This window comes from Limimaricola cinnabarinus LL-001, assembly GCF_000466965.1.
Lineage (GTDB): Bacteria > Pseudomonadota > Alphaproteobacteria > Rhodobacterales > Rhodobacteraceae > Limimaricola > Limimaricola cinnabarinus.
The window spans coordinates 48,506-62,522 of sequence record NZ_BATB01000013.1 but is presented as its reverse complement, the minus strand read 5'-3'; the positions used below and the strand labels follow the sequence as shown (position 1 = coordinate 62,522).

The window sequence follows — 14,017 nt, the reverse complement described above, 5'->3', positions numbered from 1 at the left end:
GCGGCGTGAAAGTCCACCACGTGACGGGACACTACCCTGAAACTTAGGAGTTTGCCATGCTGACCCCTCTCCCCACTGCTGTTCCCCGTCTGCTCGACGTCGTCCTCGATTGCCGCCGCTATCCGGATGGCGACATGGCCTACGCCGCCTCCCTGCTCGATCCGCTGGATGCATCCGAACTGGCGCAACTGCGCCGGACTACGACCCTGTCACATGTAGCGCGGGCACCGGCGTTCCGCTGCGTGTCCTGCAATGGCCCGCTGCTCGTACGGACCGACAGCGTCCGGTCGAGCCGTGAGCTGGGCGGACGCCGTGCCCGGTTCTACCATGCCCGGAACAGCCGCGCCGTCGGCTGCCTGTTCAATACCGAAGGAGGCATGACGCCTGATGCGATCAACGCCCGCCAGTTCGAAGGGCGCCAGGAGGGGGCGCGACACGAAGCGCTGAAAGGGGGCTTGATTAATGTCCTGCACAGGGATGCGGAGGTCATCTCGGTCGCGACCGAGCAGCCCGTGATTGCCGATCGGCGGTTTCGCCGTCCGGACGTGCTGGCCATGCTGGCCTCCGGCGACCGCATCGCGTTTGAAGTACAACTCGCCTCGCCGCAGATGGCGACGATCGTCGGCAGGGCACAGTTCTATGCAGACACCCGCATCGCCTTGCTGTGGGTCATGGACAAGGCGCAGCTGGACGCCTCGCTACCCTTGCAAGGCTTCCAGGACATCTACTGGCCGCAAGGCGGGGCGGTTTTCGCCTTCGACGACGAGGCTCTGGCCGAGAGCAAGCGCGCCGGCGCGCTGCGGCTGCACCGGGTGACGGTGACCCAGGTCGACAACCGGCTGGAATGGACCAGCGAACTGGTAGGGCTCGATGCCGTGCAAGCATTCCTTGGCCTCGATTTGCCTGATCGACACCCGGGCATCGCCGCAGATCCGTTGGCCCGCGCCCTGCTTGATGCCTTGGCCCGAGGCGACAGCCGCGCTGCCGGTGCCGCATTCACCCTGCTCGCACATAGCTGCGGCGTGGTGGACTTGGTCTGGCACGACGCGCAGCAGGATGGGTTTGATCGCATCGTGCCCGTGCTGGTCACGCTGCTCACCGGCCACAAGGCGGCGCCCTCGGGCTATGCCGATGATGCAGCCGCGGCGATCCTGAACTCGGCCCTTGAGGCGCCGAGTTTGCGCGACTGGAGCCGGGTCGTCGCCGTGGTGGGTAACTCGACCGTCGAGGCGGCAGGTCGGATGGCGCGCCGGAGCACGTGGGACAAGGTCTCGCGAAACCTCCGAGCCATCGGCCAAGCTCCACAGCGTGCCGACGCCCTCGAGCAGCGTTGGCGCCCCGTCCTCAAACGCCTGTTCCCCCGCCTGCCAGACTGACACCGGTCGCAAGGATCTGCCTCCCTCGCAGAGAGGTGGCTGACCCTACACGCCGACCGCCCGCCCGATCCTTCCCCTCCGCAAACGCCACCCCCTGATGCCCCGCAGCATCGAGCCAACCCCCTGCATCCTCCACACATGACGAGGACTTCCATGTCCCTGATGCCCTGCCCTGCCTCGACTGTCTGCACTGCCCCCATGGCCCTGCTCAGCTCAGCTGGTGTCGCCTCCCACCTCGACAGCCATAGCCATGCTACCGACGGCCTGCTGCTCTTCGATTGGCTGATGGCCCGCAAATCCGCGGAGGCACACGCCGCTGCCCTCGCAGACTGGCATCGTGCCGATGACGCCGCGCATCGTCAGTACCAGAAAACCATGGGGGCGTACGACGAAGCCGTTGAAGCGATCCTCGGCGGTTCGGTCGACCTTCCGAAGATCGAGGACCCCGGCCCGGTCCCAGTCGCACCGCAGGAAGAGGTGCCGTTCGGCCCGCCCTGCCCCGCCGCCATCGGTTGCAGCCCAACAGAGGTCGCTGCTGCCGCTGCGCAGGGTATCGACCTCTACGCGGTCATGCAGACGTATGGGGCGCAGGTGCCGCCGCTTTCTCCCGCCGCTCTCGAGGATCTGATTGACCTGCTGCCGCTCTGCATCGCGCTGGCGCATGAGAACCACATCGCGAAGCTGTTTTCTGCAGCCTACGTGACAATCATCGAGACCGGCCCCGGACCCGCCAGTGTGAAAACGGAGACGGCCGTAAACGAGCTGGCGCGGCTGATCCGCACTGCGCCGGAAGAGCAGATCGTCCTGCTCGGCGCCTTGATGCGCGCGGAGCTGCCGGCCGCGATCCCGACCCTCGGATCGCTGATCTACGACAGCGGAGAAGGGCTGCGGCATCGCCGCGCCAATCGACCCCAGGACGCCCTGCCCGAGCTGCGCCGCCAAGAGCCGCTTGTCATCCTGGTCGAGTGCCGCGATCAACTGAGCCCGCAGCTGCAGGCGCTCAGTCTGCCCATTGTCGCGTTGCCTCCGTTTGACCCCGATCTGCTGCTGGCAATGCTGCGACGTTGGTGCAGCGCAACCGGCTACCTGCATGAGGCGGAGATCCGCAGGCGGTTGCCAGCTCCCGCGGCCCTCGCGGCCACCTCGTCTGACGGTCTCCTCTACGCGCTGCGCCAATCGACGACCCTCGCGGTTGCAGATGCGCTGCGGCGGCAGGCCGAGCGCATGGAGGAGGCGAAAACCGGCACCGGTCCGCGTCTGGTTGACCTGCACCTGCCACGGGCCGTGCAGGATCCGCTCGCCCAGCTTGTGGCGGATCTTGCCGACTGGCGCAGCGGCGATCTGCCATGGACGGACATCGAGACCGGATGGCTCATCTGGGGACCGCCCGGCACCGGCAAAACCATGCTCGCAGCAGCGTTGGCCCGGACCGCCGGTGTGCCACTGATTGCCGCTTCCTACGCGCAGTGGCAGTCGGCCGGTCACCTCGGGGACATGCAACGCGCGGCCCGGGCGACGTTCGAAGAGGCGCGGCGGACATCGAACGGCTGCATCTTGTTCATCGACGAGGTCGACGCGATCGGCAATCGCAGCGCGGCTGGCAGCGATCGCGGGGCCACCTATGAGAACAAGGTCGTCGCGACGCTTCTGGAACTGCTCGACGGCGTCGTGGGGCGCGAGGGTGTGATCGTCATCGGCGCCACCAACCGCCCCGAGCTTGTCGATCCCGCCCTGCGCCGTCCGGGCCGCCTCGGGCGCATCCTGGAACTGCCGCGGCCGCGCCCGGTCCAGATCGCGGGCATGCTGCGCCATCATCTGGGTCGCGCGCTGCCCCACCTCGACCTGCGGCCGCTCGCCCGACAGGCGGCGGGGCTTTCGGCGGCCGATATCGCCGCGCTCATCCGGCAGGCCCGGACCACGGCGCGGGCGGCCCGGCGACCGATCGATGGCACGGATCTGCAGCAGGCGCTTGACGGTCTGCGGCCACGAGGCTGCGCGGCGCATCGTGAGCGCATTGCAATTCACGAGGCGGGGCATGCGCTGGCGCACCATCTGCTCGGGATCACCCGCCCCACGACGATGCGGCTGACGCTCACCGGCGGCATGGTCGAGGTCGAGACGCTGATCGAGCCGCAGACTCTAGCGCAGTTCGCGCCCGGCTGCAGACGCTGCTCGCCGGACGCGCCGCCGAGCGGCTGCTGCTCGGCGACGTCTCCGCTGGCGCCGGCGGCGGCGAGGGAAGCGATCTGGCCATGGCCACGGAGACCGCCCTCCGGATCGAAACCGTGTTCGGCCTAGGCGGCCAAGGACCGCTCTGGATCCCGGGATCGGCTCAGCATCTCACCCTCGACCGCGCACTCGCTGCTCGGGTCCGGGAGCGGCTGGAGGCGGCCGAGACAGCGGCAGGTCACCTGCTCAAGCCGCATTTCGATACGCTGCGGAGGCTCGCCCATCGGTTGTTGGTCGAGGAGGAGATCGAGGGCGAGGCGTTGCTAGCGCTGCTCGGAGAGCCTGTCGAACTAAGGCCCTGACGTTCGGCTTTTTGCGGAAAACATATATGGCCCGGGCGTTTCGTCCGGGCCTTTTCTCTTTGTAGATGGCTGCCCGACGTGCAAGTGGCAGCCTTCGGCAGGGCGGCGGATGCCCCGACCATCGGCCGGGGTGTTTCCATAGTAGAAGACAATGCCCTGAGTGTTTCCCACGACTGGACAGGGCCCACTCCCTAGGTCCTTATAACCCCCCGCCGACGGGCCAAGCGGAGAACACCCCGGTATCGAAATTGAAATACGATACCAGAGAAACTGGACACCCCGTCGCTCCGATCCGGGGGACGTTCGGTTGCGGCAAGCTGCCAAGACGATGCTGGTGCAGTCGCTCCAATACGAAGAGCGTCGAACGGAATCCGACAATCCACAGGTTTCGCGTGTCGCATAGTCGATACCCTCTCCTGCACGCAGAGGGCGATCTCTATGATGCAGACCAGGTCGATGATCCCGGTGGGCAATCAACGATGGCAGGCAGGGGGCAAGCTATGGCCGACGAAATAGATGCGAACGTGACGACAGGATCAGATGACGCAGATCAGGACGTAACCTCGTCCATCGTGTTTGAGGATCGCGACAATACTTGGGTGCCACCGGGCGTCCTGCCGATCCTGCCGAACGTCGGACCAGATGACGGGCGGAAAGAGAAAACGGTCAAGATTCGCATGACGGCGAGGCGCTATCGGGCCATGACCGAGCGCGCGAAAGCGGCCGGTTCAAGTCTCTCAACCTACCTCGTCAACTGCGAGGCAGCCAAGAGCATGCCTCAGCACAGTGATCTTGAAGCACTCCTTGGGCGCATCCTTGCGCTTGCCAGCGACTTGCACCACCGCCCCGATGACCGCCCCCTCTCCCGCCGCAAGACCATCGACCTCGCCCATCGGCTCGACGCCTCTATGCAGGCGGTCATCGATCATGTGAGGCAGTCCGATGCGGGCACATAACCGGGAGGTAGAGGATGCCCGGCAACTGACGAGCTACATGTATAAGGCGGGAGCCGAGCCTTTGGGGGGCTCGCTCTACTGGCGCGGCCGCGATGATCTGGCAGCGCGCCTTGTCCGACTGGGGGGTGACCGGCCATTCCTGCACATCACCCTCTCGCTGCCCAAAGGGACGCGTGCGTCCGACAGCGTTGCCCTGCAAATGATCGCAACCGAGCTGTCGCATCGCGGGATCGATCCGCATGTCATCCCCTGGGCAGCCGTTCGCCATACCGACCGGACCTGCGACCACTTCCATGTCGCCGTCGCGCAGGTCACGTTTCTCGGTCGACCGATCAACCTGAACCTGACGTTCGCACAGTCGAATGCGAACGACCGCAAGCTGCGCGAAGCTTTCGGGCAGCCGCTCTTGCCAGAGTTCGACCCCGCAGCACCGCCCCGGCTCGTGCCGCACGTCCCGAAGCGACGCCAACGGGGTCCCGCGGCAGCGCGGCTCGTTGCGGTCCTGTCGGACCTGTTCCGCCGACTGGTGCCCGACTCCCACCAAGCATTGATCGCCGGTCTGTCGGAGGCGGGCTACGACGCCAAGCTGAGCCCCAATCACCATCAGGTAATGTCATTCGAGGTCGATGGCCATGGTTTCGAGGGTCGGCTCGGCTTGCTCGGAGAGGCCTACTATCCCCAACAGCTCGAGCGGCGGTATCGGTTGATAAAGCGTTTCCGTCTCTTGAACAGCCTGCTCGACCTGCGCGACGCCATGCGGCAGCTGGCCCAATACGACGCATCCCTTCCCCCAGAGAAAAGGCTATCCCATGTCTCAGAACGACATCCCGCCCTCCCCGATCGAACCGCTGAAGCACGACAGCCTCGTGCTGCAGAAGATGACCACGATGGATGGCAAGCTCGACGAGTTGATGCCGTTGCTCGATCTGCTGGAGACGGAAACCGACCCGAGTGGGCACGGGATGCTGATCCGCGTCCATACGGTCCTACGGGACGTACAGGAAGAGTTGCGGGTGATCCGGACGGACCGCGACGAACTGAAGGCCAGCATGGAAGCGCAGAAGGAAGAGTTCCACCAGATGGCACAGGCCATACGGGGAATGGCCAAACTCCTGGCAGCCAAGATCAGCACCTGACCTTGGCCGACCGCCTCCTGCAGCTCGCTCCGGTCATCCGGACGATGAAAGGTCAGCTGGTACGAGTCGAGCATCAACCCGATGGAAGAATATTCGCTGTAATACAGCTGTCCGGACAGGATGGCGCCGCTAAACTCGAACGGCGCCTACTCGGAAAGCGGCTGGACGCGCCTCGTATTGAAGGGAGCTTAGAGGCAATCGAACAGCGAGGTGGAGCCCCGAGCGAGAACGCTTTTCCACGCGCGGAACCTCCCGATCCCGATATCGACTTCCCGACGGGGATCTAGCATCTGCCCACATAACGCCAACTAGGCACTTATGCGCCGCCTTTCTCGAGCCGCCCTGCAGGCAAATTCGCGAAAGCCACCGGAGTCAGTTGCGGCTATCAAGCTTCACCTCCCGCCCCGCTTCAGCGCTGACCCATGCGGCATCCAGTACCGCGAGTACTGCCATGGCCTCCTCGGCGCTGACGGGCGGCTCCGTTCCGTCCCAAACTGCGCGCGCGAACCCCTCGTAATAATCATGATAGCGTCCTTGCTCCGACGGGATCCGCTGCTCACCGGCTGCTGTCCGCAGTGTGCCCCAGCGCGTCCTGTCCTCGAAGCCCCAACCGTCGGGATCTTCTGCCGGGTATCGGCCCGCGAAGACCGACTGCGCCTGCACGTCAGACTGCGATGAAGAATAGCTGCCACTCTCTCCGTAAAGGACGTATTCCTTGGCAGCGAGCCGATTGATCTTGCTGGAACTCAGCTGCGAGCAAGCGCCGCTTTCGTGGCGCAACGTGATGATAAAGCCCGCATCCGTGGGCCCTTGGGCGAGATCTGCCATATCAAGATGCGCATGAACCGACACCGCCGGACCAAATAGCCAGATGGCTCCCGATATCTCGCTGAAGGCTCCCTGTGAGGCCAGGTTCCAGCGTCGCTGGATCGTCAAGATCCATTCGCGAGTGCAACCGCCAGACTCGACCGAGGGCGCCACTGTCGAGCACCTCCTTCAAAGTTCGCACATCGGTGTCCCAGCGCCGGTTGTGGAACACCCCAAGCGTGACGCCACGCGCTCGAGCGGCACCGGTCAACTCCGCCGCAACTGAAACGGAAGGCGCGAAGGGCTTGTCCGCAATCACGTGAGCCCCTGCCTTGATGGCTTCAAGAACTAGCGCACGTCTCGTCTGCGGTGGCGTGGTGATAGTTGCCGCATCGACCCCGGGACCAGCATTTCGGTCAGGCTGGCATGGATCGGGGTGTTTGGAAGATCGGCGCGCACCTGTCCGATCGTACCCGGCGCGCGCGCTACAACGCCGGCGAGTTCGACCCGTGGACAGCGGCGATGAACGGTGCATGGAAATGGCCCCTGCCGGTGCCGTAACCAGCCAGCTTAATGCACAGCGGACGCCTAATGTTGCGGTGCGGCGCGAGACTTATGCGTCCCGCTCCATGATCCACTCGACCTCCGGAGCGGGCACGAAGCGCCAGTTGCGGCGGGGGCCGGCCATCACGTTGAGATAGTACATCTCGAAGCCGTAAGGCGCGCCGCAGGGATGGTGGCCGCGCGGCACCAGCACCACGTCGTGATCCTTCACCGCCATGGTTTCGTCGAGCGAGCCGTCATCAGTATAGACCCGCTGCACGCCGAAACCCGAGGCCGGGTTCAGGCGATGGTAGTAGGTCTCCTCGAGATAGGTGATGCGCGGGAAGTCGTCCTCGTCGTGCCGGTGCGACGGATAGGACGACCAGTGCCCCGCCGGGGTAAAGACCTCGGTGACCAGCAGACTGTCAGCGTAGTCCTCGTGCTCCATCGCGATGTTGTTGATGTGGCGCGTGTTCGTGCCCTTCCCGCGCTCGGTGAGCGTGATGCCGTCCGGGCCGATGCGGCGCGCCGCGTGGCCGCCTTTGCCCGGGGCCGAGCAGACCGCGATGGTGCAGTCGGTGGTCGCCTCGGCGGTCCAATCGCTGCCATTCGGCAGGTAGAGGCAATGCGGCGGGGTCTTCTCGAACACGTTCATCCGCTCGCCCAGCTCGCCCCATTCCTGTCCCGCTCCGGTCAGCCGGGCCTTGCCCTCGACCATGACGAGGATCACCTCGCGGTCGCCGGTGACGTCCTCCACCCGGTCGCCCGCCCGCAGCCGATGCAGCGAGAAGCCGACATAGCGCCAACCCGCGCTGTCGGGGGTGATACGATGCACCTCGCCGCGGGTGCCGAAGGGTTTGCGCAAGAGATCGGTCATGTGTCTTCCCTATCATCGGGTCGGTAGTTGAGCAGCAGCCCCCATCCGAGCCAGCCACCAAGGCCGAGAAACAGCAGTGCCCAGCCGGGGCTGCCAGAAACGAGCTCGACACCCCCCCAGCCCGCGGCCACTGCGACGACCGCTACGCGACGCCACAGCGGCCGAAGCCAGGGATGGCCGAAATCGATCATCCGGCGGCCACTTGCGCCTTGGTGTCGAGACCGGCCTCGCGCGCCATCGCCTTGAGCGACCGCAATCCGAGGCCCTGGTAGTCGCGGGGATTCCGCACGGCGCTGTCCTGCTCGGCCTCGATCACCAGCCAGCCTTCGTAACCCGCCTGCGCCGCCGCACGCAGCACCGGCGCGAAGTCGACGCAGCCCTCGGCATCGCCCGGCACGGTGAAGGCGCCACGCCGCACCCCTTCGAGGAACGAGAGGTTGGCACTTCGCATCTCATCGCGGATCTCGGGCCGCACGTTTTTGCAGTGGATATGGCCCACCTTGTCCCTGTGCTTGCGCGCCACCTCGGCCGGATCGGCGTCTCCCATCACGCAATGCCCGGTATCGAGCAGCAGGAAGGTGTCCGGCCCCGCCGCCTGCATGAAACGGTCGATCTCGGCGCCGCTCTCGACCACGGTGCCGGTGTGATGGTGATAGCAGAACCGCGCACCGCGCGCGGCGGCGTGGCTGGCAAGGCGGTTGATGCCCTCCATGAAGCGGCTCCACTGTCCGTCGTCCATCACGGGTCGGTCGTTGATGCCAACGCCGTCATTGCCATGAACGGTATTCGAGCATTCGCAGACGATGACCACATCCGACCCAGCCGCCAGCGTCATGTCGAGATGCGCGTCGAGCGCCGCGATCTCGGCCGTCCAGTCATGCGCCTCGGCCAACAGGTTGGTCGAATGCCAGCCACCGACGAAGGCGAGGCCGTACTCCCCGAGCGTGCGCTTCAACGCGGCGCCCTCGGAGGGCATCTTGTGGCCTTTCTCTATGCCGTCGAAGCCGATGTCGCGGCAGTCCGACAGGCAATCGGCGAGGCTCAGGTGATCGCCGATCGACCAATCGTCGTCGTTCGACCAGGCGATGGGGTTGGTGCCGTAACGGATCATGATGCTCTCCCCGGCCTCGGCGAGGCCGCTCTGATAATCAATCGAACACGCGCTGTTTCGCGGCATTCACGTTGTACTTCTCGCGGGCCTGCTCCAGCCGCTCGGGCCCGCCCGACTGCGGCACCGCGACGTCCCACCAGTGGCCACCGATATCGAGGCCGGTGACCGCATCGGTATCGATCACGATGACGGTGGGAATGTCGCGGGCGCGGGCGGCGGTGAACTCCGCTTCCAGCGCTGCGATGCCGTCGGCCTTCACCGCATGCGCACCCATGGCGCGGGCATGCGCCACGAAGTCGATCTCGGGCTGGACGTTGCTGTCGCGGTACATGTTGTTGAATTCGGCCCCGCCGCACTCGATCTGAAGGCGGTTGATGCAGCCGTAGCCGCGGTTGTCGGTCAGCACGACAGTAAAGGGCCGACGCATCGCCGCTGCCGTCGCCAGCTCGGAGTTCGCCATCATGTAACTACCGTCGCCGACGAAACAGACGACCTCCTTGTCGGGCGCGGCCATCTTGATGCCGAGCGCACCCGCCACCTCGTACCCCATGCAGGAATAGCCGTATTCCATGTGGTAGCCGTGCTGCGCGGCCTGCCAGAGCACCTGCAACGCGCCGGGCATGGTGCCGGCGGCGCACATGACCACGGTGTCGTCGGTCGCCTGCCGCTGCACCGCGCCGATCACCTGCGCATCTGTCGGAAGATACCCCTGGGGCGCGTCCTCGGGTGCCGCCGTGATGCGCGTGACGGCCGCGTGCCAGCCCTCGCGCGCGGCCGGATCGTGGGCGTCGAGGCGCAGATCTCCAAGCGCCGCGCCGATCCGCTCCAGCACGCCCATCGCATCGCCCACCACCGGCTGCGCGCCGTGCTTCTGCGCGTCGTAAGGGTGCAGATTGATCGAGAGGAGCCTGCGCTCGGAGTCTGCGAACACGGTCCAGGAGCCGGTGGTGAAGTCCTGGAACCGCGTACCGACGCCGATGATCAGGTCGGCCCGCGCCGCCAGCTCGTTGGCACAGGCCGCGCCGGTGACACCGGGCGAGCCGAAGTTGAGCGGGTGATCCCAAGCCAGCGCGGACTTGCCCGCCTGCGTTTCGACCACCGGGATGCCATGCGCCTCGGCGAAGGCGGCGAGACGCGCCTCGGCGCCCGAATAGAGAATGCCGCCGCCCGCGACGATCAGCGGGCGCTTGGCTTCGCGGATCATCTCGATCGCCGCGTCGATCTCCACCGGGTCGGCCTCGGGCCTGCGGATGCGCCAGACCTTCGGCGCAAAGAAGGCTTCGGGGAAGTCGTAGCTCTCGGCCTGCACGTCCTGACAAAAGGCGAGCGTCGCCGGGCCGCAGTTCTGAGGGTCGGTCATCACCGCCATGGCGCGCGGCAGCGCCGTCAACAGCTGCTCGGGCCGGGTGATGCGGTCGAAATAGCGGCTGACCGGCTTGAAGCAGTCATTGGCGCTCACCGTGCCGTCGTCGAAATCCTCGATCTGTTGCAGCACCGGGTCCGGGCGGCGATTGGCGAAGACATCGCCCGGGATCAGCAGCAAGGGCAGCCGGTTCACATGCGCCAGCGCCGCCGCCGTCACCATGTTGGTCGCCCCGGGTCCGATCGAGGAGGTCACCGCCATGGCCCGCCTGCGGCGTTGCGTCTTGGCATAGGCGATGGCGGCGTGGCACATCGTCTGCTCGTTCTGGCCGCGGAAGGTCGGGAAGGCGTCGCCGATGCCGTGCAGCGCCTCGCCGATCCCGGCGACATTGCCATGGCCGAAGATCGCCCAGCAGCCTTCGAGGAAGCGCTCGCCGTCTTCGGTCATCTGCACCGAGAGCCAGCGCATCATCGCCTGCGCCGCCGTGAGCCTGATCGTCGTCATCGTCCCGTCCTCCCGTCGCGCCCGGCGCACTACCTCGTCCTTCATGCCGCCTGCTCCCGTGCCGCGCCGCGCGCGCGGTCCCAGATGCCGCAGAGCCGCGCGTAGCGTTCGGCCATTCGTGCCACCGCCGTATCGTCGTCGATCCGGCCCGCGAGCCAATCGCGCGCGGCCTGCCCGAAGATCGTGCGCCCCACGGCGAAACCCTTCACCAGCTCGAACCCGGCCGCCACCTCGAAGGCGGCCGCGAGATCGGCCTCCGGCGCGTCGAGGCCCAGCACCACGATGCCACGGGTGTGCGCGTCATGCGCCTCGATCGCGGCGATCGCTTTGGACCAGGCAGCCTGCGTGGTCAGCGGCTCCAGCTTCCACCAGTCGGGATAGAGCCCTTCGGCATAGATCCGGTTGATGATCGCGGCAGTGGTGTCGTCGTCCACCGCACCGACCTTTGACGGGATCACCTCCAGAAGCACCTCGAGCCGGTTGCGCCGGGCGCTCGCGAAGAGCTTGCGCAGTGCCGAGAGCTGTGCATCCCACATTTCCGCGTCGTCGTCCGGATGACAGAAGCACAGCACCTTCACCACGTTCTCGCGCGCCCACTCGGCGAGGCCGCCGCAGTCCGGGCCGATCTCTGGCTCGAAGGCGAGCGGCCGTGATCCGGGCCATTCCACGGGACGGCCGATCCACAGACCGGTGCCCGAAGCCGCGTGCAGCGCCGCGCGGCCGATGCGGTTGTCGCACAGGATGCCATGGCCGCCCTGCCCGTCCTGCACCGAGAGCGCGGCCTTCAGGCACAGCTCCTTGAAGGCCGCGCCCTTCGCGGGCGTGTAGCTTCCATCTCCTCGAGCTGCTTGCGGTGGTCGAAGGCAAAGACGCGCATCGCCGCCCAGTCGCCGTGACGGTTGGTGGACCAGTGCAGCTGTTCCAGCTCCGCGTCATTGCGCAGATCGGGGCGGATCACGCCGCGTTTGAGGAAGAACTTGAGCTCGGCCAACGAAGGATAGGCCGGGGTGCAGCCGTGGCGGCTCACCGCCAGCGCGCCACAGGCATTGGCGTATTCCAGCGTGCGCGGCCAATCCTCGCCGTCGAGCCAGCCCTTCAGCAGCCCAGACATGAAGCCGTCGCCCGCGCCCAGTACGTTGAACACCTCGATCGGAAAGCCCGGCCCTGCCTGGCCCTCGTCGAGGCTGTCCGGGATCTCGTCCTCGAAGGCCGTAGCCCCCATCGGGCCGCGCTTGCACACCAGCACAGCATCCGAGACCGCGCGCACCGCGCGCAGAGCCTCCAGCGTGTCGGTCGAGCCGCCGGCGATGTGGAATTCCTCCTCGGTGCCGACGATCAGGTCAAACAGGTGCAGATGCGCCTGCAGCTTTGCCGTGACCTTCTCACTTTCGACGAAGCGGCTCTCGCCCTCGCCATGCCCCGCCACGCCCCACAGGTTCGGCCGGTAGTCGATGTCGAGCGCCGTCCGCGCGCCGTGCTTGCGGGCCAGCCGCAGCGCCTTGAGCACCGCGGCTTCGGTGCGCGGGTGGCTCAGATGCGTGCCGGTGGCCACGACCGAGCGCGCCTGCGCCACAAAGCCCTCGTCGATATCATCCTCGCTGAGCGCCATATCGGCGCAGTTCTCGCGGTAGAAGATCAGCGGAAACCGCTCCTCGTCGCGAATGCCGAGGATCACCAGCGCGGTCAGCCGCTCCGGATCCGTCGCCACGCCGCGCAGATCGACGCCGTGGCGGCCGAGCTCCTCGCGGATGAACCGACCCATGTGCTCGTCGCCGACGCGGGTGATCAGGCCCGATTTCAGCCCCAGCCGCGCCGTGCCGCAGGCCATGTTGGTCGGGCTGCCGCCGATGTATTTCTCGAAGGACCCCATGTCCTCCAAACGTCCGCCCACCTGCGCCCCGTAAAGGTCGATCCCGGCACGGCCGATGGTGATCAGGTCAAGTGTCTTGCTCATGCCGCATCCTTTTCAAAGCTGTCCGGGCGCGCGGGGAGGGACGCGGCGCCCGGTACCTTACGCCGCCTCGGTGACGCCCGAAGTGACGAACTCCATGGTTGCCCTCAGCGCCGCTTCCGGGTCGTCGAGGTCGTGAACCTCGCTTGCGAAGGGCTCGAAAGAGACCGGCCCTGCATAGCCCGCCGCCAGGAGGGCGCGCAGCTGGGGGAGGTTTTCGAGCCGATCGGCGCCATCGACCAGCACCCGGTGTGCGTCGAGCATATCCTCCACCCTCACGCCCGGATCGGTGAGGCCGGAGATGTGGACGAGGCCCGTGCGCTCGGGGAAGAACGCTGTTTCGCCCGCAAGGTGGTGATGGAAGGTATCGTGCAACAGACGGTAGACATCGTCGCCCCCCGCCACGTCGATCGCCGCCAGGGCCTCGGCCTTGCGGCGCAAAGAGGAGATCGGGAAGCCCAGGGGCTCGACGAGGCCCGCGAGGCCGCGCTCGCGCAGCACGCCCGCCATCTCGCCCAAAGCGTGGACGAGATCGCCCTGGGCAATCCGTGTGCCGTCGTTGAGCGGGCACATGACCAGCGCCTCGGCCCCGCATTCGGCGGCGTAATCCGCCAAGGCGCGGGCGCGATCGGGCAGATCGCCCGACCAGACATTGAAGGGATAGAGCGCATTGATCGAGACGATCCGTACGCCCGCCTCAGAGGCAGCGCGGCGCACCTCGCCGGGAGCGTGACTGTTCACCACGTCGGGAATGTCGTTGCGGATTTCGACCGCCTCGACCCCGAGGCGGCGGGACATCGCGAAGAAGGCCTCGAGCGAGAGCTTCGGCGCGCAGATATGGTTCAGAGCGAGTTGCATGGGC

At 66.5% G+C, this 14,017-nt stretch carries 11 protein-coding genes and 3 pseudogenes; 6 read left to right on the top strand and 8 right to left on the bottom strand.

Translation table 11 applies throughout. The annotated features are described in order from the left end of the window. The first annotated feature begins 56 nt into the window (after positions 1-56). The 5 genes and pseudogenes from MBELCI_RS07040 to MBELCI_RS22915 form a co-directional block, all read left to right on the top strand. The gene (locus tag MBELCI_RS07040) at positions 57-1,376 is read left to right on the top strand and encodes a DUF6035 family protein (protein WP_045319807.1); all 1,320 of its coding nucleotides are present in this window, start codon (positions 57-59) and stop codon (positions 1,374-1,376) included. A gap of 138 nt (positions 1,377-1,514) precedes the next feature. Next, positions 1,515-3,137, top strand: a pseudogene (locus tag MBELCI_RS22510) (AAA family ATPase); the annotation flags it as partial. A gap of 398 nt (positions 3,138-3,535) precedes the next feature. After that, positions 3,536-3,907, top strand: coding sequence for a hypothetical protein (locus MBELCI_RS19200; protein ID WP_081698497.1), 372 nt, complete (start codon positions 3,536-3,538; stop codon positions 3,905-3,907). A 500-nt stretch (positions 3,908-4,407) separates the two neighbouring features. Continuing rightward, on the top strand, positions 4,408-4,863 hold the full coding sequence (locus MBELCI_RS07030) for a plasmid mobilization protein (protein ID WP_131505510.1): 456 nt from the start codon (positions 4,408-4,410) through the stop codon (positions 4,861-4,863). Continuing rightward, positions 4,850-5,230, top strand: a pseudogene (locus MBELCI_RS22915) (relaxase/mobilization nuclease domain-containing protein); the annotation flags it as partial. The gene MBELCI_RS07030 and the pseudogene MBELCI_RS22915, both read left to right, overlap by 14 nt. 246 nt (positions 5,231-5,476) lie before the next feature. Here MBELCI_RS22915 and MBELCI_RS20965 read toward each other — a convergent pair. Continuing rightward, a complete protein-coding gene (locus MBELCI_RS20965) occupies positions 5,477-5,635 on the bottom strand; it encodes a hypothetical protein (protein ID WP_021693477.1) in 159 nt (52 codons plus the stop codon). Positions 5,636-5,672: 37 nt separating this feature from the next. Between MBELCI_RS20965 and MBELCI_RS07025 the strand changes: the two genes are divergently transcribed. Continuing rightward, positions 5,673-5,999: a hypothetical protein gene (locus tag MBELCI_RS07025; protein WP_021693476.1), complete on the top strand. Its 327-nt coding sequence runs from the start codon at positions 5,673-5,675 to the stop codon at positions 5,997-5,999. Between the two features lie 372 nt (positions 6,000-6,371). On the opposite strand, the gene MBELCI_RS21255 is transcribed toward MBELCI_RS07025, so the two are convergent. From MBELCI_RS21255 to MBELCI_RS06990, 7 genes and pseudogenes are all read right to left on the bottom strand, one after another. Further along, positions 6,372-6,935: a Gfo/Idh/MocA family oxidoreductase gene (locus MBELCI_RS21255; protein WP_200861257.1), complete on the bottom strand. Its 564-nt coding sequence runs from the start codon at positions 6,933-6,935 to the stop codon at positions 6,372-6,374. Then, on the bottom strand, positions 6,829-7,341 hold the full coding sequence (locus tag MBELCI_RS22505; RefSeq protein WP_200861254.1) for a Gfo/Idh/MocA family protein: 513 nt from the start codon (positions 7,339-7,341) through the stop codon (positions 6,829-6,831). The genes MBELCI_RS21255 and MBELCI_RS22505 overlap by 107 nt, the downstream gene beginning before the upstream one ends. A gap of 78 nt (positions 7,342-7,419) precedes the next feature. Continuing rightward, positions 7,420-8,226: a 5-deoxy-glucuronate isomerase gene (gene iolB / locus MBELCI_RS07015; protein ID WP_021693472.1), complete on the bottom strand. Its 807-nt coding sequence runs from the start codon at positions 8,224-8,226 to the stop codon at positions 7,420-7,422. Between the two features lie 187 nt (positions 8,227-8,413). Then, the gene (gene iolE, locus MBELCI_RS07005; RefSeq protein ID WP_021693470.1) at positions 8,414-9,337 is read right to left on the bottom strand and encodes a myo-inosose-2 dehydratase; all 924 of its coding nucleotides are present in this window, start codon (positions 9,335-9,337) and stop codon (positions 8,414-8,416) included. A gap of 37 nt (positions 9,338-9,374) precedes the next feature. Continuing rightward, a complete protein-coding gene (iolD, locus tag MBELCI_RS07000) occupies positions 9,375-11,249 on the bottom strand; it encodes a 3D-(3,5/4)-trihydroxycyclohexane-1,2-dione acylhydrolase (decyclizing) (protein ID WP_439645921.1) in 1,875 nt (624 codons plus the stop codon). Continuing rightward, positions 11,246-13,158, bottom strand: a pseudogene (locus tag MBELCI_RS06995) (bifunctional 5-dehydro-2-deoxygluconokinase/5-dehydro-2-deoxyphosphogluconate aldolase). The gene iolD and the pseudogene MBELCI_RS06995 overlap by 4 nt, the downstream one beginning before the upstream one ends. A 57-nt stretch (positions 13,159-13,215) precedes the next feature. Beyond that, positions 13,216-14,013 (bottom strand): TIM barrel protein, encoded by a 798-nt coding sequence (locus MBELCI_RS06990; RefSeq protein WP_021693467.1) that lies wholly within the window; start codon positions 14,011-14,013, stop codon positions 13,216-13,218. Between the last annotated feature and the right edge of the window lie 4 nt (positions 14,014-14,017).